The following is a 24,540-nucleotide window of genomic DNA, read 5'->3' on the forward strand; positions in this document are numbered from 1 at the left end:
AGGCTTTTCAGATGATCTTCTGGCTAACCAGATACTGCGCGATCTGATTGCCGCCTTCGCCCTCGTCGGTGACCTTCTCACCGGCGGTCTTGGGCGGTTTCGGCGTGGACGACAACACGGTCGACCCGGCGTTGGCCAGCCCGACCTCGTCGGACTCCACCCCGATCTCGGCCAGGGTCAGCACCGTGACCTCCTTCTTCTTGGCGGCCATGATGCCTTTGAAGGACGGGAAACGCGGTTCGTTGATCTTCTCGTTCACGCTGACCACAGCGGGCAGGGTGGCTTCAAGGGTGAAGACGCCGTCATCGGTTTCGCGCTCACCGGTGACCTTGCCGCCCTCGACCGACAGTTTGCGCAGGTGGGTGAGCTGCGGCAGGCCCAGGTACTCGGCGATGATGGCCGGCACGGCGCCCCCGACTCCGTCGGTGGCTTCGTTACCGGCAATGACCAGCTCGGTGCCCTCGATGGTGCCCAGCGCCCGCGCCAGGGCCCAGCCGGTCTGGATGACGTCCGAGCCGTGCATGCCGTCGTCCTTGAGGTGGACGGCCTTGTCGGCGCCCATGGAGAGGGCCTTGCGGATCGCCTCGGTGGCGCGCTCCGGGCCGGCGGTCAGTACCGTCACCGACCCCTCGACTCCGTCGGCGGCCTCCCTCTCGCGGATCTGCAGCGCCTCTTCCACCGCGCGCTCGTTGATTTCGTCCAGCACGGCGTCGGCGGCCTCGCGGTCCAGCGTGAAGTCGCCGTCGGTCAGCTTGCGCTCCGACCAGGTGTCTGGGACCTGCTTGATCAGGACCACGATGTTCGTCATGAGTGTGGTTCGTCCTCCTCGAAGGGCGTCCCGCAGCAGTCGGCTGCAGGACCTCGGTCAGGCATTCAGCAACCGCACGTCCCGGTTACTAGCGGGTAACTTTGCGCGGTTCGCCTTCACACCATAGCGGGTCGCATCTGCCGAATTGCCCGCTGCTCCTCCGTCCGGCGCCCCGGACGGTGCCTTATGGATAAGGGCAGCCGGGCGGCGTGTTCCGTCTTCCGGATCCACCGTCCGGTTCGCGAATCGCCCGGTAGGGGTTAGCCTGCCTATGCAATGAGCGCATTCGTCCCCGATGTTCCCCGCCGGAACCCCGACGACATCTCGTCGTCGGCCTCCCCGGCGGCGTTGACGCTGACGGGCGAGCGAACCATCCCCGATCTGGACATCGAGAACTACTGGTTCCGGCGCCACCAAGTGGTCTACGAGCGGCTGGCGCCGCGCTGTGCGGGCCGGGTCGTGCTGGAAGCCGGCTGCGGCGAGGGTTACGGTGCCGACCTGATCGCCGAGGTGGCCAGCCGGGTCCTCGCGGTGGACTACGACGAGTCCGCGGTGGCCCACGTTCGCGCCCGCTACCCCCGGGTGGAAGTAACGCAGGCCAACCTGGCCGATCTCCCGTTGCCCGACGTTTCGGTGGATGTAGTGGTGAACTTCCAGGTGATCGAGCACCTGTGGGACCAGGGGCAGTTCGTTCGAGAGTGCCTGCGGGTGTTGAGCCCGTCGGGCCTGCTGATGGTGTCGACCCCCAACCGGATCACCTTCTCGCCGGGTCGCGACACCCCGGTCAACCCTTTCCACACCCGTGAGCTCAACGCCGACGAGCTCACCGAGCTGCTGGTCGAGGCGGGCTTTTCCGACGTGTCGATCAGCGGGGTGTTCCACGGGCCGCGGCTGCGCGAGATGGACGCCCGCCATGGCGGCTCGATCATCGACGCGCAGATCGCCCGCGCGGTGGCCGACGCACCCTGGCCGCCCGACCTGATGGCCGACGTCGCGTCGGTGACCACAGCCGACTTCGAAATCGAGACCCGTGAAATAGACAACAGCTTGGACCTGATCGCAATCGCGGTGCGCCGGTGACCGCGCCGGGAGACCGGGTACCCGGCTTGTTCACCCTGGTGCTGCACACCCACCTGCCCTGGCTGGCGCATCACGGCCGATGGCCGGTCGGCGAGGAGTGGCTCTACCAGTCGTGGTCGGCGGCCTACCTGCCGCTGCTGCGCGTGCTGCGCACCCTGGCCGACGAGGACCGGCACCGGTTGGTCACCCTCGGCATCACGCCGGTGGTGAACGCTCAACTCGACGACCCGTATTGCCTCGACGGCATGCACCACTGGCTGGCCAACTGGCGGCTGCGTGCCGCCGAGGCCGCCAGCGTCCGGACATCGCCCAAGTCGAAGTCGGCCGGTTATTCGGCGTGTACGCCAGAAGCGTTGCGGGCCTTCGGAACTCGTGAATGCGCCGAGGCCGACCAGGCGCTCGAGGAGTTTGCCACACTGTGGCGGCACGGCGGCAGCCCACTGCTGCGGAGCCTGATCGACGCCGGCACGGTGGAGCTGCTCGGCGGCCCGCTGGCGCATCCGTTCCAGCCGCTGCTCGCGCCGCGGCTGCGCGAGTTCGCGTTGCGCGAAGGTTTGGCCGACGCGGCGTTGAGGCTTGCCCACACCCCGACCGGGATCTGGGCGCCCGAATGCGCCTACGCCCCGGGCATGGAACACGACTACGCCGCAGCCGGAGTCACGCACTTCATGGTCGACGGCCCGTCGCTGCACGGAGACACCGCCCTAGGCCGACCGGTCGGTGCCACCGACGTGGTCGCTTTCGGCCGTGACCTGCAGGTCAGCTACCGGGTGTGGTCGCCCAAATCCGGCTACCCGGGTCACGCCGCCTACCGCGACTTCCACACCTACGACCACCTCACCGGCCTCAAGCCGGCCAGGGTCACCGGCCGCAACGTCGCCTCGGAAGCCAAGGCACCCTATGACCCGGAACGCGCCGACCGCGCGGTCGACGTGCACGTCGCCGACTTCGTCGACGTAGTCCGCAACCGGCTGCTCGCCGAGTCCGAGCGCATCGGGCGTCCCGCTCATGTCGTCGCGGCATTCGACACCGAGTTGTTCGGACACTGGTGGTACGAGGGACCGACGTGGCTGGCGCGCGTGCTGCGGGCCCTGCCCGCCGCAGGCGTGCGGGTAGGCACCCTGAGCGACGCGATAGCCGGCGGGTTCGTCGGCAGCTCGGTCGAATTACCGCCCAGCTCTTGGGGTTCCGGTAAGGATTGGCAGGTGTGGGCCGGCGCGAAGGTGGCCGATCTGGTTCAGCTCAACAGCGAGGTGGTCGACACGGCGCTGAGCACCGTCGACAAGGCGCTGACCCAGACGGCATCGCTGGACGGGCCCATCCCCCGCGACCACGTGGCCGACCAGATCCTGCGCGAGACGCTGCTCACCGTGTCCAGCGACTGGCCGTTCATGGTCAGTAAGGACTCCGCAGCGGGCTACGCGCGCTACCGGGCCCATCTGCACGCACACGCCACCCGGGAGATCGCCGGGGCGCTGGCCTCGGGGCGGCGCGACAACGCGCAGCGGCTGGCCGACGGCTGGAACCGCGCCGACGGGCTGTTCGGTGCCCTGGACGCCCGCAGGCTGCCGCGATGAGCTGCGTGCCGTCCCGCGAGCGTGCGTGTTTGTACAACGACACGGCGTCGCATGCGGCATTCTGTGCACCCTCGCGCAGGGGCCGCGCGTGAAAATCCTGATGGTGTCGTGGGAGTACCCGCCGGTGGTGATCGGCGGCCTTGGCCGGCACGTGCATCACCTGTCCACCGCACTGGCCGCGGCGGGTCACGACGTCGTCGTCCTTTCCCGCCGTCCCTCGGGCACCGATCCCAGCACCCATCCGTCGTCCGACGAAATCAGCGAGGGTGTGCGGGTGGTCGCTGCTGCTCAGGACCCGCACGAGTTCACCTTCGGCAAGGACATGATGGCCTGGACCCTGGCGATGGGACACGCCATGGTCCGTGCCGGGCTGTCCCTGAGGCAACACGGCAGCGACCGTCCGTGGCGGCCCGACGTCGTGCACGCACACGACTGGCTGGTGGCCCATCCGGCCGTTGCGCTCGCCGAGTTCTACGACGTGCCAATGGTTTCCACGATCCACGCGACCGAAGCCGGACGGCACTCCGGCTGGGTTTCGGGAGCGCTCAGCCGCCAGGTACACGCGGTCGAATCGTGGCTGGTGCGTGAATCCGATTCGCTGATCACGTGTTCGGCGTCGATGGGCGAAGAGATCACCGAGCTGTTCGGTCCGGGCCTGGCCGAAATCACCGTGATCCGCAACGGAATCGACGCGGCGCGCTGGCAGTTCGCGCTGCGGCGTCCCCGTACCGGACCGCCCGAACTGCTCTTCCTCGGCCGGCTCGAGTACGAGAAGGGTGTGCACGACGCCATCGCCGCGCTGGCCCGGATCAGGCGCCATCACCCGGGTACCACGCTGACCATCGCCGGTGAGGGCACTCAGCAGGACTGGCTCGTCGAGCAAGCGCGTAAACACAAGGTGCTCAAGGCTACTCGTTTCGTCGGGCACCTCGGCCACGCCGAACTGCTCGCCATGCTGCATCGGGCCGACGCCGCGGTGCTGCCCAGCCACTACGAGCCGTTCGGGATCGTCGCCCTGGAGGCGGCCGCGGCTGGCGCTCCGCTGGTGACTTCGAACATCGGCGGTCTGGGCGAAGCGGTGATCGACGGCCAGACGGGGGTGTCCTGTCCGCCCCGCGACGTGGCGGCACTGGCCGCCGCCGTGCGCAGTGTGCTCGACGATCCGGCCGCCGCGCAGCGGCGCGCGCGTGCCGCCCGCGAACGTCTCACCTCGGACTTCGATTGGCACACCGTTGCGCAGGAGACCGCGCAGGTGTACCTGGCCGCCAAACGCGGCGAACGCCAACCACAGCCGCGGCCGCGCATCGTCGAGCATGCTTTGCCCGATCGCTGAGCGCTGCCCGGTAGCGTCGTGACATGGGGATCGAATACTCGAGCGTCATCGACGCGCCGCGCGACGAGGTCTTCGCTTGGCACGCCAGGCCCGGTGCGTTCAATCGGCTGTCTCCGCCGTGGCAGCCCCTGCGGCTGGTCACCGAGGCGGCCTCGCTGAAGGACGGGCGCGCGACGCTATCGCTGCCCGGCGGTCTGCGCTGGGTCGCCAAACACCAGCCGGACGGCTACGATCCGCCACGCCGTTTCGTCGACACCATCGGCAGCGACGGCCCGGCGTCGCTGCCGGCACGAATCGTGGTGCGGTGGCGGCACATCCATGAATTCGAAGACGTCTCCGCATCCGAGACCCGGGTCGTCGACCGGGTCGACACACCGGTTCCCGCGTCGGCTCTGCGACCCATGTTCGTCTACCGGCACCGGCAGTTGGCCGACGATCTGGCCGCGCACCGGCGGGCGGCCGAGCATGGCCTTGCTCCGGCGACCGTCGCCATCACCGGGTCGTCGGGACTGGTGGGTTCGGCATTGACCGCGTTTCTGAGCACGGGCGGCCATCGCGTCGTCCGGCTGGTACGCCATACCCCGCGCACGCCGGACGAGCGGCAGTGGCAGCCCGACGAACCCGACCCGCAACTGCTGGCCGGTGTCGACGCGGTGATCCATCTGGCCGGCGCCTCGATCGCCGGGCGCTTCACCGACGAGCATCGGACGGCGGTGCGCGACAGCCGGATTGGCCCGACGCGCCGGCTGGCCGAACTGGTGAGCGGTTCCCCCGTCAAGGTGTTCGTGTCCGCTTCGGCGATCGGCTATTACGGATACGACCGCGGAGACGACGCGCTCACCGAGGACAGCGATCGCGGCGACGGGTTCCTCGCGGACGTCGTCGCGGACTGGGAGGACGCGACCGCGCCGGCACAGCAGGCGGGAGCGCGGGTGGTACAGGTGCGCACCGGTATCGTGCAGTCGCCGCGCGGGGGGACGCTTCGGCTGATGCGTCCGTTGTTCAGCGCCGGATTGGGCGGACGGCTCGGGGACGGCCGGCAGTGGTTGTCCTGGATCGGGATCGACGACCTGGTGGACATCTATCACCGGGCGCTGTGGGACAACGCACTGTCCGGCGCGGTGAACGCTGTTGCGCCGCAACCGGTCCGCAACGCCGATTACACCCGCACCCTGGCTCACGCGCTGCGCCGTCCAGCGGTGTTGCCGGTGCCGCCGCTGGGGCCGCGGCTACTGCTCGGTGAGCAGGGTGCCCGCGAACTCGCGTTCGCCAGCCAGCGTGTCGTCCCCTCCCGCCTTGACCAAGCCGGGCACCGGTTCCGTCAGCCCGATCTCGATCAGGCGTTGCGGCATCTGCTGGGCCGCTGACGGGCACTGAGAGTCCGGTCAACTTGCGTCCCTGCCCTCGCGGCTGTGCCGGTAGGCGCGTGCTCGCAAGTCCGCCAGCCATTCCGGATACAGCTCCAGGCCGGGCGCTGTGTTGATGACGGGGTCGAACGACACGTCCTTACCCCGGCGCTCATCGAGGACGCTGGTGAGCGTCACTCTGGCCACCGGCTCGAAATCGGACCTGCCACAGGCCTGATCGAACACCACCTCGATTCCGCCCTGTTCGATCCGTTCGCGGACAGCGTCCAGCGATACGCCTGGTCCGGGGATTTCGGTGGTGATCCGGGCCTGCAACCACCAGAGCTTCCCGCCGTAGCGCACTGGCATCAGAGTGGACATGTGCTGCCCGGTCCACGACGTCACCGGCCGTAACGTCAGCGTCCGGCCGAGGAGCCCAGAGCCGGCCGACACCAGCAGGATGTCCCACTGTTTCGCATCCGCCGGAACGCGGACAGCCAGCCCAATGAAGTCGGGCAACGCCCCAGGCGTCCCGGTGGCTTTGGACAGCCGGGCGACGACATCGGACGACGGGATCGGCAGCCCGTCGTCCGCAGGTGCGATGCGTTCGACAGCGCCTTCGGCAAGCACACCGATCGGATGGAAGAACCGCTTGCCCCGAATGGCGGATCCCCAGCCGAAGGGGCGGGCAAGGAGATCGGAAAAGTTCACCGGCGGCGAATTCCCGTTCTAAGCCGGCCGAAACCAGGCCGCTGGTTGATGATCAGATGACTTAACTATCAATCTTCTTAACTGAAACTGGTTCGGCCGTCGTGCCGAGCGGGAACCCCATGCGCCAAGGCAACATAACGAGAGGTGAAGCAGATGGGGGACAAGAAGAAGTTCGAAAAGGGCGACAAGGTGCGGTGGAAGAGCCACGGCAGCACGGTCCACGGAACGGTTGAGCGCGAAATCACCTCGGATACCGAAGCCGCGGGACGGACCGTGCGCGCATCTCCAGACCAGCCGCAATACCAGGTCCGCAGCGACAAGACCGGCGCGGATGCCGTCCACAAGCCGCAGGCGCTGCGGCGGGTCGACTGATTCGCACCGGTGATCACAGATGGCCGAACCTGACGAAGAAGCCACCTGGAAGCAGTTTCGCGCGACAGTCAATATGACCGCGCGCGAGCTGCAGAAGTGGCTTGACACCGACGAGTCGAAAAGTGTGGGACAGCAGCAGGACAACGCAGAGTCCACGGGTCATGCCAGCGGGCGCCGCATTGTCAACATCCTCCAAACGAAACGAGCCGACCTCACTTCGGACGACTACGCACACATGCGCAAAGTGGTGAACTACGCGAAACGCCACCTGGCACAGCGGCCCAGCGGCGTCATCGATGACACCGCTTGGCGTTACTCGTTGATGAACTGGGGGCACGACCCAGCCAAATCGTGAGCGCGCCGGCCGGCGGCCCGAGAAACCCGTACCAGGGTTGGACGACCGCACCCGCGTCCCGCCGATAAGCTGTTCGGCGGAACGCTAAGAAGGATGCGGATCAAGTGACCAAGCGCGGCGCTGCTGACCGGCGACCAGACCGAGCCGAACTCGAAAAGCTGATGTCGGCTGACCTGCGAGCTCTCACCGCGCAAGCCGACCGTATCGGACGGCACTTCGCGCGCGGGCACGACGTCAGCGGCAGTGATTTCCACGCCCTGCTGCACATCATGGTCGCCGAGACCACCGAGACACCGTTGACGCTGGCCCAGTTGCGACAGCGAATGGATTTGTCTGCGCCCGCCATCACCTACCTGGTGGATCGGATGATCGACTCGGGCCACATCAGGCGCGAGGCCGACCCGGCCGACCGCCGCAAGTCGCTGCTTCGCTACGAGAAGTCCGGCATGGCGTTGGCCCGGGCCTATTTCACGCCGCTGGGCGGCGAAGTGCGCTCCGCGATGGCCGATTTACCCGACCGCGATCTGGCCGCCGCTCATCGAGTCTTCACGGCAATGATCGCGGCCATGACGACGTTCGAAGCAAAGGCGGCCAAGCAAGCCGAATCGTCAGCGACCGGCGCCAAGCGAGGCCCGGTCAATTCGCGACGCCGCGTAGTTCGGTGAAAGCTGTTGCCGCAACGTACTCATCCGGGCTCGGCCCCTGGCATGGGGGCGCCGGGCTCGGTCGGCAACGTCGTGCCCGCATTGCCGTCAGGCCGACGCTGAACCGAGCGCTGCCACAACTTCCATGCCGCAACGACGCCGACGGCAGCCAGCGTTACGACGGCCGGCCAGAGCTCCAACTGCGCAAGCCACAAACGTCTTTGAACGCGCAGCACTTTGCGTTCTGCACGCATTAGTCGTGCCGATGCCGCTCGCACGTCCACACCGCGCAAGGTACCCGGACGCCAACCGTTCGAAACTCCTGCCTCGATGCGCACTCTGACCGAAGCGGTGCGGCAGTTCGCGCCGAACGATGTTTGGCGAACGGCGCCTCGTGGGAATGGAGAGTTATCGGCGGGCGCGAAGTCGTCGACGCCGCCTGAATCGGGAGGTAAATATGGCAGAGCGAAGTGGACCCTTGGAGGCCGTCAGCGGCATCGTTGAAGGGCTGAAGGGCAAGGTCAAGGAAGTCGTCAGCATCGTGACCCGCAACGATCAACTGGGTCGCGAGGGCAGGGCGCAGCAGGACAAAGGCGAGGCGCAACGCGACGCGGCCAAGCGGGAAGCCGAGGCCGAGTCGGCCCGTGCGAGTGCCAAAGCCGCAGAGGAGCGGCAGAAGAAGAACCAGTAGCGCACTTCTTACCCGTGATGGGCCCAGCCGGTTTGGTCCTGCTGGGCCCATCACGTTTGTTTGTCCAAACACACTCCCGCCAGCTCCAGTCTGGACAGTGCATCATATTATTCAGTAAGTTAACGTTTAAGATGATGAACTTATGCTGTGGCTCGACGGCCAAACTATGGCGGAGGCTCAAAGCGGATCGTGCGAGCCAGACGTCCGGCGTTTAGCGCTGCTCGGGCAGGGTATGACGGCGGGTGTTCGAGCCCTTCAGACCGTGCCGCCCAAGCCATTCGAAAGGGGGGGTAAATGCGTGCTGCGTCACCGAGGATGGGGTTGGTCCCGACGCCGGCGGGGTGGTCGGTGGCGGACGACTTCGGCGCTTGGCGTTCGAGTGTGCGAAGGGCTGTGCTAGCTGCCCTCGGGGACTTCGTCGCCTCACGCCGCGCCGCTGAGCTGGATGGGCTGTGTCTCGATGCCGCCGGCGACGTCTTGGCGGAATTCGTCCGTGGCGGCAAATGCCTGCGATCGACCTTTATGTACCTCGGGTGGCTGTGCGGCGCGCCGCCGAACGACGCGGCAGTACGGGCCGCGGCCAGCTTGGAGTTGCTGCACGCCTTCGCACTTATGCACGACGATGTGATGGATGATTCGTCGCAACGCCGTGGCCAACCGTCGGTTCACCTTCAATTCGCGATCTGGCACCGCGAACGCGGCTTGTCCGGCTCGGCGCGGCGGTTCGGCGAATCGTCGGCCATTCTGCTGGGCGATCTTTGCCTGATCTGGGCCGAACAGATGCTGCGGGAAAGCGGTGTCGACCCGCGGTGCCTGCAGCGAGCCTGGTCGCGCTATGACGCCATGCGCATCGAGCTTGCGGTCGGCCAGTTCGCCGACTTGACGTCCGATGTGCGTCAGATGCCGACCCTGAAAGATGTGCTGGACGTGGCACAGCGCAAATCCGGCAACTACACCGTGCGCCGCCCGCTGGAAATCGGCGCAGCGATGGCCGGCTGCGATGAGCGCACCTTGTCCAGTCTTGGCCGCTACGGCGTCGCGGTGGGCGAAGCGTTTCAGCTTCGCGACGACCTGCTGGGGGTTTTCGGCTCACCCGAGGTCACCGGAAAGCCTTGCGGTGGAGACCTCCTCGAACGCAAGGCGACCAGCGTCATCGTGGCCGCCCACCAGATGGCCGAGGGGCCGGCCCGACGACAGCTGACCGAACTTGTGAACAGCGCCGTGCTCGACGACGCAGCGGTAGAGCGTTGGAAAGAAGTGATTTCCGCGACCGGGGCAGTGCAGTGGATTGAAGACATGATCAGTCGTCGCGTGGTGGCGGCCCGGAAGGCGTTGAGCGACCTCGCTATCGACGGCCAGATTCGCAGCGCGTTGGCGAATATGGCCATCGCTTGCACGGAACGCTGCGAATGACCATGCGGACCATCGGCGGACGAGGCGACCACATCGTCGTGATCGGCGCGGGCCTGGCGGGCCTGTCGGCGGCACTGCACCTGGCCGGCCGGGGCCGGCAGGTCACTGTGGTAGAGCGGCACCAATGGCCGGGCGGACGGGCTGGGCGGCTCGACATCGACGGCTACCGGATAGACACCGGCCCGACAGTGCTCACCATGCCCGAGGTGATCGACGAGGTGTTCGCGGCCGTAGGCGAGACCATGTCCGACCGGCTGGATCTGCTGCCGGTCGATCCCGCTTACCACGCCGTGTTTGCCGACGGCAGTTCCCTGCAAGTCCATGCCGATCCCGACCAAATGGCAGCAGCCGTTGAGGAATTCGCGGATCCCCGGCAGGCGGAGGGCTACCGCCGGCTGCGTGAATGGCTGGAACGCCTGTACCGCATTGAATTCGACGGTTTCATCGCCGCCAACTTCGACTCCCCGCTGTCCCTACTCACCCCGCAGTTGGCGCGGCTGGCCGCGATCGGCGGCTTTCGCAAGTGGGACCGGATGGTCAACCGCTACATCTCCGACCCGCGGTTGCAGCGGGTATTCACCTTCCAGTCGCTGTACGCCGGGGTGGCGCCGCGTGACGCCTTGGCGGTCTATGCGGTCATCGCCTACATGGACACCATCTCGGGTGTGGTGTTTCCGCGCGGCGGCGTGCGGGCGCTTCCCGAGGCATTCGCCGCTGCCGCCGTCGACGCCGGCGTCCGGTTCTGCTACGGCACGACGGTTTCCGGGCTGGAAACCGGCGCCGGACACGTCAGCGCCGTGCACACCGACACCGAACGCATCCCCTGCGACGCGGTGGTGCTCACCACTGAACTGCCGCAGACCTATGCATTGCTCGGAAGAACACCGCGCCGCGCGATCGCGCTGCGCCCGTCGCCGTCAGCGGTCGTAATCCATGCGGGATGTCGCAGCACCGAACCGGAAACGGCGCATCACACCATCTTGTTCGGTGAAGCGTGGAATGAGACTTTCACCGACATCATCCGAGACGGTCAGCTCATGCGGGATCCGTCCTTGCTGGTCACCCGTCCGACCGCAACCGACCCAACGCTGGCGCCGGGCGGCCGAGATCTGCTGTATGTACTGGCACCCGCGCCCAATCTCACGCGGGGCGGGATCGATTGGGAGGACGCCGGCAAACCGTACGCGGACAAGGTGTTCGAGTGCGTCGAGCAGCGATTGATACCCGGCTTGCGGGAGCATGGAACCATACTCGACATCGTCACCCCCGCCGACTGGGCCCGTCAGGGCATGGCGGCCGGCAGCCCGTTCGCGCTTGCTCATACCTTCGCCCAGACCGGCCCGTTCCGCCCGGCGAACATGGTGCGCGGGATTGACAACGCGGTGCTTGCCGGGTCCTCCACCGTGCCCGGCGTCGGCGTGCCCACCGCCCTGATCTCCGGGCGGCTCGCCGCCGATCGCGTCACGGGGTCGCCCGGACCAGCCACTCGCGCGCAGACACACCTCGACATGAAGACCGGACGATCGTGATCCGCAGCGAGCTGGACGCCGCAGGAATCAACAATCCCCGGCTGCGAGACGGGTATCGCCGCTGCCGGGAAATCAATGCCGCCCACGGCCGTACGTTCTTTTTGGCCACCCGGTTGCTCGCACCGGATCAACGGCCGGCGGTACACGCGCTCTACGGCTTCGCGCGCTACGCCGACGACATCCTCGACGAACTCGATCCGAAGATCGGCGGCGAAATACGCGCCCAGCGGTTGCAGCAGCTTGCCGACCAATTCTTCGGCGCCGATGAACATCAAGCCAATCCGGTACTCGTCGCAGTGACCCACACCGCGCGCCGCTACCAGATCAGCACCGAGCTGTTCGTCGACTTCCTGGCTTCGATGCGAATGGACCTCACGGTCACCGACTATCCCGACCGCCGGGCACTCAACGCTTACATGCGTGGCTCCGCCGAAGCCATTGGCCTGCAACTGCTTCCGATACTGGGCACGGTGTCCGCCCCCGAACAAGCCGCACCCTATGCAGCGGCACTGGGCAGGGCGTTTCAGCTCACCAATTTCCTGCGCGACATCGACGAAGATCTGCTACGCGGCCGGATCTATCTGCCCGCCGACGAATTGGGCGCCTTCGGCGTCAACCGCGACCTGCTGATGTGGTGTCATACGCACCGCCGCACCGATCGCCGGGTCCGACAGGCGTTGGCAGCCCAACATGAAATCGCCCGGGAGACTTACCGGTTCGCCAGTGCCGGGATCGGCACGCTCGCGCCACGCTCGCGGCCCTGCGTGGCGACAGCGACCGCGCTGTATTCGGAGATTCTGGATTGCATCGAAGCTAGCGACTTCGCGGTGTTCAGTCACCGGGCAACCGTCGGCAGAGCACGACGCCTGCAGGTGGCCGGCGCCGGCCTGATGCGGGCGTGGCGGGCACGAAACGGCGCCGCATGAGTGATCGCTGGCAATACCTTCTGGTCCTGGCGGCATGCCTGGTGATCACCGCGCCCCTGGAGATTTTCGGTGCCGGCGTCTACCGCCGATGGCGGCGCGCAGCACGGGCCGTTCTTCCGGTGGCGCTGCTGTTTCTCATCTGGGATGAGATCGCGGTCGCCGGACACGTGTGGAGCTACGACGGCCACTACCTCACCGGCGTCAGCATCCCGTTCGGCGTGCCGATCGAGGAGGTGTTGTTCTTCCTCGTCATTCCGCTGTGCGCGCTGCTGACCTACAACGCGGTGAGCACCATCGTCGATCGGTTCAAGCGCCGATGACCGGTCTGGGCTACACCGTGCCGGCGGCCGCGGCCGTCGTGATCGTCTGCGCATCGGAACTGATGCTGTTGCGCACCAGCCTGTTTCGGCGTCCGGCCTACTGGCTGTCGATGCTGATCGTGCTCGGCTTCCAGATCCCGGTCGACGGCTGGCTGACGAAACTGAGCTCGCCCATCGTCAGCTACGACCGGCGCCAGATCACCGGTCTGCGGTTTCCGTTCGACATACCGATCGAAGACTTCCTGTTCGGCTTCGCGTTGGCCACCGCGGTGCTGTTGTTGTGGGAACGGCAACATGGGCGTCGATGAAGCGCGCTTGCGTCCCGGCGGCCTGACGGATGCGTTCGACGTCGGGGCCGCAGCATACGACCGATTGGTCGGCGCCAGCCCGGGCTACCATGCGGATTTACGACTCTCGGCACGCCGCATGCGAATCCCGTTACGTGGCCGGGGCTTGCGGCTGCTGGACGCCGGATGCGGGACCGGCGCATCGACTGCGGCATTGCTCGCCGTCGCACCCGAAGCCGACGTCATCGCGGTCGACGCGTCACGCCGAATGCTCGACATGGCGCTCGCCAAGAACTGGCCCGCCTCAGTGCGATTCGTGCATGCATCCGTAGAGGAACTCGATGCGCATGGCATCACCGGACCGTTCGACGGCATCCTGGCCGCCTACCTGGTGCGCAATCTGGCCGACCGGGACAGCCAGCTGCGCCGCTTCTGCGCGCTGCTACGGCCGGGTGGCACCTTGGCCGTCCACGAGTATTCGGTGCGCGATTCGCCTGCGGCGGCCCGAGTTTGGCGGGCGGTCTGCTGGGGCATCATCATCCCGGCCGGCTGGTGGCACACCCGAGACACCACTCTTTACCGGTACCTGCTACGCAGCGTGCTGACATTCGACGGCGCCGCACAGTTTCGGCGGCGGCTCGCCGATGCCGGGTTCACCGCCGTACACAGCGAAACGATGCCCGGCTGGCGAACCAACATCGTGCACACCTTCCTGGCAGATGCGCCATGATGAACGACCACCGAAGTGACCGTCGCCGCCAGATCCATCTGGCACCAGCGGGATTCTGCAACCCCAGTCGGCTGCCGGGGCGGCCCCGGGCCATCGTCGTCGGGGCGGGCATAGCCGGGCTGACCGCCGCCACCGGACTGGCCGAACGCGGCGTCGCCGTCGAGGTCGTCGAACGCGAGCGTTACCTCGGTGGGCGTGTCGGCGGATGGACCGAGCAGCACGACGGCGCAACGCTTGCGATGAACCGCGGGTTCCATGCGTTCTTCCGGCAGTACTACAACTTGCGAGAGCTGCTGCGGCGCATCGATCGGCGCCTGCGCATGCTCACCCCTGTCGAGGACTATCCGCTGGTCGACGGCACGGGCCGGCGCGACAGCTTCCGCGGACTCCCCCGCACTCCGCCGTGGAACGCGCTGGCGTTCGCGGCACGCAGCCCGACATTCCGGCTGCGCGACTTCGCGCGCATCGACGCTCGCGCGGCCGCGCCGCTGGCCGCGGTGTCGGTGCCGGAAATCTATCGGCGCCTCGATCACCTCGACGCCGAGACATTTCTGAAGAGTATCCGTTTCCCGGAGGCGGCAAGGCATCTCGCGTTCGAGGTGTTTTCCCGCAGCTTCTTCGCCGACCCGGCCCAGCTGTCGGCCGCCGAGTTGGCAACGATGTTCCACATCTACTTCCTGGGCTCCAGCGAAGGACTCATCTTCGATGTCGCCGACGCTAACTATGACACCGCCCTCTGGCAGCCGCTGCAAAGCTATCTCGAGGAGCGAGGCGTGCGGTTCCGGCGCGGCGCCAGCGCGCTGCGTGTCGACGAGCGTGGGGCGAAAGGCTTTCGGGTACATACCGATTCCGCCGGACATCTGGATGCCGACGCGGTAGTACTGGCCACCCACGTCGCGGGCCTGCAGCGCATCGTTGCGGCGTCTCCGGGTTTGGCCGACGACACCTGGCGCGCACGCATAGCAGCGATGCGCATCGCGCCGTCGTTCGCAGTGCACCGGCTGTGGCTCGACCGCCCGGTGGCGCCCGGCCGCCCGGCGTTCTTGGGCACGGCGGGCCACAAACCGCTCGACAACATCAGCGTGCTCGAGCGCTACGAACACCAAGCGGCGCAGTGGGCCCAAGCGCACCGCGGGTCCGTCGTCGAGCTGCACTCCTATGCCCTGGAATGCGCGCCGTCCACCGCGGCCGCCATGCGACAGCTGCACCGGCTTTATCCGGAAACCGCGGCGGCGCAAGTGGTTTACGAGCGGGTCCTGCATCGTGGCGACTGCCCACTTTTTGCCCCGGGGACGTATGCGGACCGGCCGGGAGTGGTCAGCCCGGTAGACGGCCTGGTACTGGCGGGCGACGGTATCCGGGTCGATCTGCCGGTAGCACTCATGGAACGCGCCGCAACCACCGGCTGGTGCGCCGCCAACCGATTATTGCGGCGATGGGACCTCGCCGGACACTCGTTGCAGACGGTGCCCAACCACGGCCGCATGCCACTGCTGCGCTGGCTCGCCACCCGTGAAGGATCGGATCGACGATGAATCTTTTGCAACGCCTGGGCCAACGATTGCCCAAAGACCTTCCGTTGCAGTCGGTCCCGCGGACACTTTGGACCGACCAGCGCCCGACATATCGGGAGGCGCAGCCTTCGATCATCGACGCCGCCCTGAGGCGGTCCCAGTCCAGGCCCACCGGCAACTGGTACGCGTTCGCGGCGAGTCGCGCCATCCGACCCGGTCGGCCGTTCGGGTCCGGCGTCGCCGGAACCGAAATCGTGGCCTGGCGCGACCAGCGGGACCGCCTACGCGTCGGTCCCCGAAGTTGTCCGCACCTCGGGGCTGATCTGGCCACCGGCGCGGTGCACCGCGGCTCGCTGATTTGCCGCTGGCACGGACTGACCTTGAGCGGCGCCGCATGCGAATTCGGGTGGAAACCGCTGCCCAGCCACGACGACGGTGTCCTCGCCTGGGTGCGCCTTGACCAGGTCGGTGGCGAGACGCCGATGGACGAGCCGGTGATCCCGGCCAGACCCGGTGGCGCCACGATCACCGCCGTTACCCGGCTGGTCGGTGCATGCGAACCGCCAGACATCATCGCCAATAGACTCGACCCCTGGCACGGCGGATGGCTTCACCCCTACTCCTTCACTCGGCTCGAGGTGCTCACCACGCCCACCGAGCGCGCCGACCAATTCCTGGTAGCGGTGACCTTCCGGATGGGCCGGGTGGGCGCACCCGTGGTCGCGGAATTCGGCTGCCCCGATGCACGCACCGTCGTGATGCGGATCGTGGACGGTGAAGGGAGCGGTAGCGTGGTCGAAACCCACGTCACGCCAATCGGTTCAGGGCCCGACGGTCGTCCGCGTACCGCCGTGCTGGAAGCGACCATCGCGCATTCCGACCGTCCGGGTTTCAAACGTGCCCGCGCAGCGGCGCCGTTGGTCGCACCGCTGATGCGCTTTGCGGCCAGCAGACTCTGGCGCGACGACCTCGCCTACGCCGAGCGGCGCTACCACCTGCGCTCCGGTGACAGGCGTGCTTAGCCCGGCGCATGAAGGGGTAGACACAACCATGAAAAGTCGACCTTCCGTTTCAGGCCGGAGCTCCGAATCCGGTTCTGTGGCTGGCACATCGAGTACCAGGGGTTCACCGTTCACCAGGCTCTCGGCGGCCTGGTGGGCGCTTGTCGTCGGGTTGGTGATCCTCGTCGTCTTGCTGATATTCGTGGCGCAGAACACCGAGTCCGTCGCCGTGCACTTCCTCGGATTTCAGTGGAGTTTGCCCGTCGGGGTGGGCTACTTGTTGTCCGGCGTGGCCGGGGGGAGCATCACGGTGCTGATCGGCGCCGCACGAATGATTCAACTGCGCCGGGCGGCGAGGCGAACCATCCGGTCGGTTTGAACGTTCGTCGAAAATGCAACGCGGCCTCGCACGCGAGGATGGCTCGGCCACCCGGCACGCGTACTTTGTCGTCGTGGCAGCCACCGTCTGCGCGCACATCGCTTACCTCATCTACGTGCCCAGCGGCGGCTTTCTCGCCCTTCGCTGGCCGCGGACCCTCGTACTTCACGTGCCCGCCGTTGTCTGGGGCATCGCCGTGGTCGGGCTGCATCTCCCCTGCCCGTTGACCCAGCTGGAAGAGTGGGCACGCGCTCGCGCGAACCTGAACCCACTGCCGCAGTCGGGCTTCGTTGACGGCTACCTCGCTGGCCGGTTAGTGCCGCCCGGCCGCACCGGAGCTGCACAAGCGATGGCTTTCGTCGCAGCTGCTGTCTCGTGGGCGGTATTCGCTGCACGGCGACCCGCAATGAAAGCCGCTGCGCGGCAACCAATCAAGCGAAGCTTGGCGGCTCCGGCCAGTCCGTGCGGTTTCATACCAGTAACTTAACTATTAACCTAATGAACAGGGCAGGTCCCGGGGGTTCGGCTCGCTCGGGGGGGACCATGCGACGACAGCCGAAAGGAAAGCGATCACGATGGAGACACCGAAGCGCGCCACCGTTCGGTTGAGCATCAAGCGCAATGGCGAACACGCAAGTCAGGCAACCGAAGACGCCGAGGCACGAGATGCCGCGGTGCAGGCCGCCGGGAAGATGTCCGAGGCACTGGAGACGATCGAGCGGGCGCGTGGCCACCTGTACGCGTTCCACCAGCTGACCGGGCGTGCCGACCTGCAACTCGATGCGGTGGTGGAAGAGCTGCGCGAAATTGGACAGGACGACTTGGCGGAGCGCATCAGCTACGAGCTGATCGGTCGCAATGTGCTACCCGGGCGGTGGAGCTTTCAGGTCATCGATGACTACGATGAAGGCTACTACCAGTGCTTTCAGGAAATCGAACGGCTGACGCGAGCCCGGCTTACCGGCGGGCGGCGGCACGTGTTCGAAGCCGAGATGAAGGAGCGTCGGCGCACTGCGGGGCACCCCGCTCATACCGCGGCCCCCCACGACGACCCGACGGACTAGTCAGCGCGGCGCCCACATCGTTGGGTCAGCAGACGCTGCTCGATCAGGTGCGCGCCACGGGCGACACCGCCAGTCGCGGCGAAACCGGCGGCTACCCGCCGTGCACCGTCGGCCATTGCGACCGTCTTCCGAACAGCGGCGCGTAGCCGTGCCTCGGTGAGCCGCTTCTCGGGCAACCGGACCCCGCATTCGGCCACCTGGACGCGACGCGCGACTTCGGCCTGGTCGCGGGCGAAAGGCACCGCGCAGACCGGGATACCGCGGTCAAGGGCTTTGACCGTGGTGCCCATGCCGCCGTGGGAAATGACGCAGATCGCGCGGTCCAGCACCGCACCATGAGGCAGGAACCGGCGCACCGTGGCGTTGGGTGTCCGCGGCAGCCCACGCGGTACCCCTGCCGGGAACGTGGCTACGACGTGAACCGGCTCATCGGCCAACGCACGCAACGCGATACATCCCAACCTGACGTCCGCCTGCGCAATAGAGGACGTGCTGACCAACACGATGGGCCGGTCGACGCCGGCCAGCCAATCCGGCTCCGTCGTGGCCGCCGGCTCGAAAACACACGCACCGATGAAGTGCACCGCGTCACCCCAGTCCGGATGCGGGTATTCGAACGGCTCACCACCGACGGCCAACAGCAGCGGCGCCCGCCGCATAAGCGCGTCGACGGACTCGACCGTCGGAATGCCCAGCGCCGCCCTGATCGCGTTGATCCGCGGCAGCACGGGACGATCGAAGACGAACCTGACGAACGGCCGCACTGACGCATCGCGAACACTTCCGACCAGGCCGGGTAGCGGCCGCAGACCCGGGCCGAACGGTGGCGCCGCCGCCGATCGCAAGTACGGCGTGAACGGTGAAAACACCAGCCAGGGAAGGTCGCCGGCGTCGGCCATCGACATTGCCCCCCAACAGTTGGCGTCGACGACGACCGCGTCGGGTTGCACCCGGGCAATCGCGCGCCGGAGGTCGTCCACCTCGATCACCGCACGACGGCACAGTACGTCGATGGACATCTTCAGCACGCCTAACGCGTTGCGCGCCAAGCGATCTTGTCCGACGATGGCCTCGATGCGCGGGTCGACCTGCTCGGCATGCAGGCCGATTTCACGCAAGGCCGTGACCTCACCGGCCATGGTCAGCAAGTGAACCGTGTGACCCCGCCGGGCCAACTCGACCAGCAGTGCGGCCAGCGGGTACAGATGACCCAGTGCGGGTGACCCGTAAGCCAGGATTACCGACATCCGCGCTCGCTATGTGATCGGTGTCGCGCCCAAGGCGTGCAGCGTGCGCAGATCGCGCGCACCGCAACCGTGCAGACAGATGCGAAGCTCGTCGATAAATCGCTGCAACCACGCCGTCACGGCAGCGCCGGACTCGATCGCGACCGAGAGCAATGGTCGCGCCACCGCCACCACGTCGGCGCCCAGGGCGATCGCTTTGGCCGCGTCCATACCGGTCCGGATTCCACCGGAGGCCACCAGCGGAATGTCTGGCAGCGCGGCACGCACCTCCAATATCGCTCGGGCAGTGGGTATCCCCCAGTCGGCCAGATCCGGGTAGCGCACTTCGCCGTAGCGCACCAGCTGCTCGACCCGCGACCATGACGTGCCACCCGCGCCCGCGACGTCTATGCCCGCCACCGGCGGCTCGCCCGTGTACCCCAACAATTCGGCGACGGCGGCGGCGCCGATGCCGTGCCCTACCTCCTTCAACAGCACCGGATAGCCGAGCATGGCGGTCACGTCGTGCAGCCGGTCCAACGAGCCGCCGAAGTCTGTATCACCATTGCGCTGCATCGCCTCTTGCAACGGATTAGTGTGCACGGCAAGGGCATTGGCGCCAACCCGGTCGAGTGCGCGGACAATGTCGGGCACCGCATCCTTGGTCAGTTGGGACAGCCCGATGTTGCCGAACAATAACACCTCGGGTGCGACGTCACGCACGGCGAAGCTGGCCGCGGCCCGCTCCCCTTGCGCGCTGTCGAGCATGATGCGCTGCGACCCGAGCATCATCCCGATTCCGAGCCGCTGCGCTGCTATGGCCAGATTCCGGTTGATGGTTCCGGACAGCTCCGCGCCGCCCGTCATGGCGCCGACGAGAACCGGCGCCCGCAACCGCGCACCGAAGAATTCGACGGACAGCTCGATGTCGTCGAGGCTGGTCTGCGTCAGTGCGTTGTAGGGCAGCCGATAGCGTTCCAGGCCGGTCGTGAGACCCTGATAACCCACGTCGCCGTCGAGGCACACGTCGATGTGGCGGAGCTTGCGAGTTGTCAGCTCGCCGCGATCATCCGCCACGATTTTCCGACGATCCTTGCATTTCGCCGTTCGATCCCACAACTTAGTTAAGCACATGAATGTTTCAGATACTTAACTAGCCTGCTCATGCAGAAAAATGCCGCGTGCCAGTCAGGCTGCCTCAGGCCACATTTCGCATGGAAGTCACTACTGGTGCTGATGTCCGTTCCAGCCCGCAATCCGAACCGGTCCTCGACCCGGTGACTGGCCGTCGATGTACAGCTGCTGCATGACGGCCTGCCAGGACTCCGCCGTCGGACCCGAACCCGCTGTGCCCTCGTACAACCCGACGATCACGGCATGGTTGTCATCGGCCAGGGTGTACACCGGTCCGCCCGTATCGCGTCCGTCCGAAGCCACCCCGGTGATGGCGAACCGGTTGTTGTTCACCGTGCCGACGCGGCCACAGGTCTCACCCGTCGAGATTCCGAAGTGGCACACCCAATCGCCTTGCTGCGCGTGCGTTCCGGGCTTGGATTGCAATTGGCGTCCGGTAGGCAGTACGTCCGTCGCCTTCACGTCGTCGGCCAACTTGATGACCTCGTACTCCACATCTGCCGACGAGCCGTCTCCGGCCGGGGTGGCGGCGTCGTGGCGCGCGGTAACCACTCCGCCGAGTACGTTTCCGTGATTGTCGGTCACCACGGACGCGCCGTCGCATTGACCGGTGGCCAGCGCGATCCGTAACGTCATCTCAACCATTCCGAGCGTGCATATCGTGCTGCCCTGACGAATTTCCATACCGGGAAACGCGTTGGCAACGGGGTCGGCCTTAGCCGGCGCTGCTAGACCCAAAAAGGCGGTGGCGAATGCGGTTGCCAAACACCAGGACGCGCGGTGCACCGCCTTCATTGATACGCACCGTCCCTCGCGCCTGAAAAGGATGAACTCCAAACTTGTCATTGGGCCACACCTGTAATCCGGTTCACGCCGAATACCCGGTACTCACTGACCCAAACCGCCGATAGATAGACGAATTCGAAACTGGTGCCCCAAGGATACCGAAGAATGCGGTTTGCCGACCCTTTTCACGTATATGCCCAGCGTGTCAGGATGCGTGGGCGAATCATAGATCGGAGCCGCAGGATGACATCGCACGACGAAAATGGCCGCTACTTCCCCTATCGCTACGACCTTCGGCTGGCCCCGATGTGGCTACCCTTCCGGTGGCCCGGACAGCAAGGGGTGGTCCTCACCGACGACGGCCGTTTCCTCGCGCGCTACGGTCCATTTCGTGTCGAGGCGCCCTTGTCTTCAGTCGTCAACGCCCATGTCGCAGGCCCGTACCGGTGGTGGACGGCCGTCGGGCCCCGGCTATCGATGGTCGACGACGGGCTCACATTCGGAACCAATGCGACGGCGGGCGTGTGTGTCCATTTCGACCCCCGTATTCGCCGTGTAATCGGGCTACGTGACCACTCGGCGCTGACCGTCACCGTCGCCGATACCGCAGGGCTGGCGGCTGCCCTCAAAGCCAGTAGTTAGCGGCCCATCCGGTCTAGCTAGCCCCAACTTCGGCCTGGAATCGGCGCATGGCGGCGATAAGCGCGGCTAAGACCCGGTGTGCAGCCGCCAGATCGGTGTCGGGCAGGCCCTCGAGCTCGACATGGGTAAGCATCCTCAGCGGGTCGAAGAACGACCGTGCTGCCTCGAGTCCGGCTTCGGCGTAGCGCAGGATCACCTTTCGACGATCCTCGGGATGCGAGTCCCGGCGGACGTGCCCGGACTCGATCAGCCGGTCCACCAGGTAGGTGATCGCCCCGCCGGACAGGCCCATCCGCTGGCTGAGATCCCCCGACGTCATCGGCCGCCCGGCGGTTTCAGCGACCATGATGTGCAGCAGCGCACGGAAATCGGTGGGACGCACCTGATGCGCCGCCGCGAACAGCCGGCCGATCTGGTCCGATTCTGCAGATACCTCGCGCAGGTCGGCCGAGATCAGCGCCTCCAGCTCCGCCCGCACCCGGTCCTCAGGGTTCATTGCGTCTTGCAGCATATCCGCATCCCGGCAATCATTTAAGTTGGTTAATGTTTTATTTATTGAAATGCTTACCGGCGTGTGGGATCGTCTCGCAGCGGCCGTGACGGGCCGGCGATCGTGGCTGTGGGCGTTAGGGGCAGTGCTGCTGGCGAGCGTTTTGATGGTGCTGATCGGCGGCAACGCGGCCGCGGGCCAGCCGCCACCGGAACTGCCGGCCGACTCCGACGCGGCGAAAGTCGATTCGCTGGTGCGCCAGTTCCCCGACGGTGACCAGGCTCCGCTGATCGCCGTGGTCACCCGCACCGACGGCACGGTCCTGAACTCCGCCGACGTCACGGCCGTCGAGCGGGCCCGCAACCGGATGCAGGCGCTGACCCAACACGCTCCGGCGCCCGGCCCGCCGATCATGGCCGCCGACGGCAAGGCAGCGATCGCCATGGTGACCATCAGCGCCGATTTGACGGGTCTGGCGCTCAACAACCGTGTCGCCGAGCTGCGCAACGCCGCACACCGTGACCTTCCGGCCGGCCTCGAGGCGCACATTACCGGCGGTCCCGCATTCGGCGCGGATATCGCCAACGCCTTCGCGCATGCCGACATCACGCTGCTGGCGGTGACGGCGTCGGTGGTCGCGCTGCTGCTGATCGCCACCTACCGTTCACCGGTGCTGTGGCTGCTGCCGCTGCTGGTGATCGGATTCGCCGACCGGACCGCGGCGGCGGTGGGCACGGCGGTGGCGTCGGCAACCGGCCTGAGCTTCGACGGGGCCACCTCCGGAATCACCAGCGTGCTGGTCTTCGGCGCGGGCACCAACTACGCGCTGCTGCTGATTTCCCGCTACCGCCAAGAACTTCCGCGCTACGCCGATCACCGCGACGCGCTGCGCCGCGCCGTGCTAATGGCCGGACCGGCCATCCTCGCCAGCAACGCCACCGTGGTGCTGGCGCTGCTGACCCTCACCCTAGCCGCCGGCCCGAGCACCCGCAGCCTCGGCGCCCTAGCCGCCTGCGCGCTGGTGGTTGCCGCGGTGTCGGTTCTGGTGGTACTGCCGCCGCTGCTGGCGCTGTTGGGCCGGCGACTGTTCTGGCCCTTCATACCGCATCCGGACAGCGCAGGAGCCGCGGCGGAGGCGGGGCCCTGGCACCGCGTCGCCGAACGGGTGGCCCGCCGTCCGGCCCTGGTTGCCGCGCTGGCGATCGCGCTGCTGGGCACACTGGCCACCGGCCTGCTGGGAACCGAAATCGGGCTGTCGCGTACCGAGCAATTCCGCGTTGCGGCGGACTCGGTGTCCGGATTCGACACCCTGGCAAGGCATTTCCCCGCCGGCTTGACCAACCCGACGGTAGTGGTAGGTGCGAGCGCGGGCGCACCGATACTGCAGCCTGCCATCGCTACCACTCCCGGCGTGGTCTCGGCGACCGAAACCGGACGGTCGACCTCCGGGCTGACCAAATGGTCGGTGGTCATCGATGCGCCGCCGTCATCCGGCCAGGCGTTCAAAACGATTGCGGCGCTGCGCCGTTCGGTCGAAAGCGCCTCCCCCGGAGCACTGGTGGGTGGCCCTGACGCGCAAGCGCTCGATGTGCGCGACGCTGCACAACGCGACCGTCTGGTGCTGATCCCCGCTATCTTGGCCGTCATCCTGGTCGTCCTGTATGCGTTGCTGCGGTCCGTGCTGGCGCCGCCGACGCTGCTGGGCGCGACGATCCTGGGTGCGCTGGCCGCTCTCGGAATGGGCAGTTGGGCCAGCATCCACATTTTCGGTTTTCCCGGCCTGGACCAGAGCACGCCGCTGTTCGCGTTTCTGTTCCTGGCCGCCCTCGGTGTCGACTACACCATTTTCCTGGTCACTCGCGCCCGCGAGGACGCCGCGGACCACGGCGCCTCCCAAGGCATGATCCGTGCGGTGTCGGCCACCGGCGGCGTGATCACCAGCGCCGGAATCGTTTTGGCTGCGGTCTTCTGCGTGCTGGGCGTATTGCCCCTGATCGTGCTGACCCAGTTGGGCATCATCGTCGGCCTGGGCATCCTGCTCGACACGTTCGTCGTGCGCACGCTGGTGATCCCTGCCCTGTTCACCCTGATCGGCGACCGGATCTGGTGGCCCAATGACCCGACCGGCGCTAAAACCGTTGAGCAGCAAGCGGAATCAGCCCACGCCTGACATCACCGGAGG

General features: G+C 66.9%; 27 protein-coding genes. 21 read left to right on the forward strand and 6 right to left on the reverse strand.

What is annotated here, in order from left to right; genetic code table 11:
- Positions 1-7: 7 nt before the first annotated feature.
- Positions 8-808, reverse strand: coding sequence for an electron transfer flavoprotein subunit beta/FixA family protein (locus tag A9W99_RS15840; RefSeq protein ID WP_067379735.1), 801 nt, complete (start codon positions 806-808; stop codon positions 8-10).
- A 276-nt stretch (positions 809-1,084) separates the two neighbouring features.
- On the opposite strand from A9W99_RS15840, the gene A9W99_RS15845 reads away from it, so the two are divergent.
- The 4 genes from A9W99_RS15845 (at position 1,085) to A9W99_RS15860 (ending at position 6,165) form a co-directional block, all read left to right on the forward strand.
- Complete coding sequence (locus tag A9W99_RS15845) at positions 1,085-1,888, forward strand: bifunctional 2-polyprenyl-6-hydroxyphenol methylase/3-demethylubiquinol 3-O-methyltransferase UbiG (RefSeq protein WP_067379744.1); 804 nt, start codon at positions 1,085-1,087, stop codon at positions 1,886-1,888.
- Complete coding sequence (locus A9W99_RS15850; RefSeq protein WP_067379751.1) at positions 1,885-3,465, forward strand: glycoside hydrolase family 57 protein; 1,581 nt, start codon at positions 1,885-1,887, stop codon at positions 3,463-3,465. The genes A9W99_RS15845 and A9W99_RS15850 overlap by 4 nt, the downstream gene beginning before the upstream one ends.
- Positions 3,466-3,553: 88 nt before the next feature.
- Complete coding sequence (locus tag A9W99_RS15855) at positions 3,554-4,798, forward strand: glycosyltransferase family 4 protein (protein ID WP_067379760.1); 1,245 nt, start codon at positions 3,554-3,556, stop codon at positions 4,796-4,798.
- Positions 4,799-4,821: 23 nt separating this feature from the next.
- On the forward strand, positions 4,822-6,165 hold the full coding sequence (locus A9W99_RS15860) for a TIGR01777 family oxidoreductase (protein ID WP_067379768.1): 1,344 nt from the start codon (positions 4,822-4,824) through the stop codon (positions 6,163-6,165).
- A gap of 18 nt (positions 6,166-6,183) precedes the next feature.
- Here A9W99_RS15860 and A9W99_RS15865 read toward each other — a convergent pair whose 3' ends face one another.
- The gene (locus tag A9W99_RS15865) at positions 6,184-6,855 is read right to left on the reverse strand and encodes a phosphodiesterase (protein ID WP_067379771.1); all 672 of its coding nucleotides are present in this window, start codon (positions 6,853-6,855) and stop codon (positions 6,184-6,186) included.
- 153 nt (positions 6,856-7,008) lie between these two features.
- Here A9W99_RS15865 and A9W99_RS15870 point away from each other — a divergent pair, with 153 nt between their 5' ends.
- The 15 genes from A9W99_RS15870 to A9W99_RS15945 all read left to right on the forward strand — a co-directional run bounded on the left by A9W99_RS15870 (position 7,009) and on the right by A9W99_RS15945 (position 18,080).
- Positions 7,009-7,227 carry a DUF2945 domain-containing protein gene (locus tag A9W99_RS15870; RefSeq protein WP_067380804.1) on the forward strand — a complete coding sequence of 73 codons (219 nt, stop codon included), beginning with the start codon at positions 7,009-7,011 and terminating at the stop codon, positions 7,225-7,227.
- Positions 7,228-7,246: 19 nt separating this feature from the next.
- A complete protein-coding gene (locus A9W99_RS15875) occupies positions 7,247-7,582 on the forward strand; it encodes a DUF3140 domain-containing protein (protein ID WP_067379778.1) in 336 nt (111 codons plus the stop codon).
- A gap of 104 nt (positions 7,583-7,686) precedes the next feature.
- Positions 7,687-8,247 (forward strand): MarR family winged helix-turn-helix transcriptional regulator, encoded by a 561-nt coding sequence (locus tag A9W99_RS15880; protein WP_067379784.1) that lies wholly within the window; start codon positions 7,687-7,689, stop codon positions 8,245-8,247.
- Between the two features lie 436 nt (positions 8,248-8,683).
- Positions 8,684-8,917: a general stress protein CsbD gene (locus tag A9W99_RS15890; RefSeq protein ID WP_067379791.1), complete on the forward strand. Its 234-nt coding sequence runs from the start codon at positions 8,684-8,686 to the stop codon at positions 8,915-8,917.
- Positions 8,918-9,232: 315 nt separating this feature from the next.
- Complete coding sequence (locus A9W99_RS15895; protein WP_067379794.1) at positions 9,233-10,330, forward strand: polyprenyl synthetase family protein; 1,098 nt, start codon at positions 9,233-9,235, stop codon at positions 10,328-10,330.
- Positions 10,327-11,859, forward strand: a complete 1,533-nt coding sequence (gene crtI / locus A9W99_RS15900) for a phytoene desaturase family protein (protein ID WP_172828887.1) — start codon at positions 10,327-10,329, stop codon at positions 11,857-11,859. Before A9W99_RS15895 ends, crtI begins: the two co-directional genes overlap by 4 nt.
- Positions 11,856-12,785 carry a phytoene/squalene synthase family protein gene (locus A9W99_RS15905; RefSeq protein ID WP_067379796.1) on the forward strand — a complete coding sequence of 310 codons (930 nt, stop codon included), beginning with the start codon at positions 11,856-11,858 and terminating at the stop codon, positions 12,783-12,785. The genes crtI and A9W99_RS15905 overlap by 4 nt, the downstream gene beginning before the upstream one ends.
- Positions 12,782-13,105 carry a lycopene cyclase domain-containing protein gene (locus tag A9W99_RS15910; RefSeq protein WP_067379799.1) on the forward strand — a complete coding sequence of 108 codons (324 nt, stop codon included), beginning with the start codon at positions 12,782-12,784 and terminating at the stop codon, positions 13,103-13,105. The genes A9W99_RS15905 and A9W99_RS15910 overlap by 4 nt, the downstream gene beginning before the upstream one ends.
- Complete coding sequence (locus A9W99_RS15915; RefSeq protein WP_067379803.1) at positions 13,102-13,413, forward strand: lycopene cyclase domain-containing protein; 312 nt, start codon at positions 13,102-13,104, stop codon at positions 13,411-13,413. The genes A9W99_RS15910 and A9W99_RS15915 overlap by 4 nt, the downstream gene beginning before the upstream one ends.
- Entirely contained in the window at positions 13,400-14,122 is a 723-nt protein-coding gene (locus tag A9W99_RS15920; RefSeq protein ID WP_067379806.1) for a class I SAM-dependent methyltransferase, read from the forward strand. The genes A9W99_RS15915 and A9W99_RS15920 overlap by 14 nt, the downstream gene beginning before the upstream one ends.
- Positions 14,122-15,657 carry an FAD-dependent oxidoreductase gene (locus A9W99_RS15925; RefSeq protein WP_067379809.1) on the forward strand — a complete coding sequence of 512 codons (1,536 nt, stop codon included), beginning with the start codon at positions 14,122-14,124 and terminating at the stop codon, positions 15,655-15,657. Before A9W99_RS15920 ends, A9W99_RS15925 begins: the two co-directional genes overlap by 1 nt.
- Positions 15,654-16,658 (forward strand): DUF5914 domain-containing protein, encoded by a 1,005-nt coding sequence (locus tag A9W99_RS15930; RefSeq protein ID WP_067379812.1) that lies wholly within the window; start codon positions 15,654-15,656, stop codon positions 16,656-16,658. Before A9W99_RS15925 ends, A9W99_RS15930 begins: the two co-directional genes overlap by 4 nt.
- A gap of 76 nt (positions 16,659-16,734) precedes the next feature.
- Entirely contained in the window at positions 16,735-17,016 is a 282-nt protein-coding gene (locus A9W99_RS15935) for a lipopolysaccharide assembly LapA domain-containing protein (protein ID WP_067379815.1), read from the forward strand.
- Positions 17,017-17,029: 13 nt separating this feature from the next.
- Entirely contained in the window at positions 17,030-17,503 is a 474-nt protein-coding gene (locus A9W99_RS15940) for a DUF2784 domain-containing protein (protein ID WP_082930026.1), read from the forward strand.
- Positions 17,504-17,708: 205 nt separating this feature from the next.
- Positions 17,709-18,080: a hypothetical protein gene (locus A9W99_RS15945; RefSeq protein ID WP_067380813.1), complete on the forward strand. Its 372-nt coding sequence runs from the start codon at positions 17,709-17,711 to the stop codon at positions 18,078-18,080.
- Here the strand turns inward: A9W99_RS15945 and A9W99_RS15950 are convergent.
- From A9W99_RS15950 to A9W99_RS15960, 3 genes are all read right to left on the reverse strand, one after another.
- Complete coding sequence (locus tag A9W99_RS15950) at positions 18,077-19,327, reverse strand: glycosyltransferase (RefSeq protein WP_067379820.1); 1,251 nt, start codon at positions 19,325-19,327, stop codon at positions 18,077-18,079. The two genes, A9W99_RS15945 and A9W99_RS15950, sit on opposite strands and share 4 nt — an antisense overlap.
- A 9-nt stretch (positions 19,328-19,336) precedes the next feature.
- Positions 19,337-20,383 carry a type 2 isopentenyl-diphosphate Delta-isomerase gene (gene fni, locus A9W99_RS15955; protein ID WP_067379821.1) on the reverse strand — a complete coding sequence of 349 codons (1,047 nt, stop codon included), beginning with the start codon at positions 20,381-20,383 and terminating at the stop codon, positions 19,337-19,339.
- 147 nt (positions 20,384-20,530) lie between these two features.
- Complete coding sequence (locus A9W99_RS15960; protein WP_067379824.1) at positions 20,531-21,235, reverse strand: hypothetical protein; 705 nt, start codon at positions 21,233-21,235, stop codon at positions 20,531-20,533.
- Between the two features lie 234 nt (positions 21,236-21,469).
- Here A9W99_RS15960 and A9W99_RS15965 point away from each other — a divergent pair, with 234 nt between their 5' ends.
- A complete protein-coding gene (locus A9W99_RS15965) occupies positions 21,470-21,868 on the forward strand; it encodes a hypothetical protein (RefSeq protein WP_067379827.1) in 399 nt (132 codons plus the stop codon).
- Between the two features lie 13 nt (positions 21,869-21,881).
- On the opposite strand, the gene A9W99_RS15970 is transcribed toward A9W99_RS15965, so the two are convergent.
- Positions 21,882-22,379, reverse strand: a complete 498-nt coding sequence (locus A9W99_RS15970; RefSeq protein ID WP_067379830.1) for a MarR family winged helix-turn-helix transcriptional regulator — start codon at positions 22,377-22,379, stop codon at positions 21,882-21,884.
- Positions 22,380-22,428: 49 nt separating this feature from the next.
- On the opposite strand from A9W99_RS15970, the gene A9W99_RS15975 reads away from it, so the two are divergent.
- Positions 22,429-24,528: an MMPL family transporter gene (locus A9W99_RS15975; protein ID WP_067379832.1), complete on the forward strand. Its 2,100-nt coding sequence runs from the start codon at positions 22,429-22,431 to the stop codon at positions 24,526-24,528.
- Positions 24,529-24,540: the final 12 nt, after the last annotated feature.

Source organism: Mycobacterium sp. 1164966.3 (assembly GCF_001665395.1).
Lineage (GTDB): Bacteria > Actinomycetota > Actinomycetes > Mycobacteriales > Mycobacteriaceae > Mycobacterium.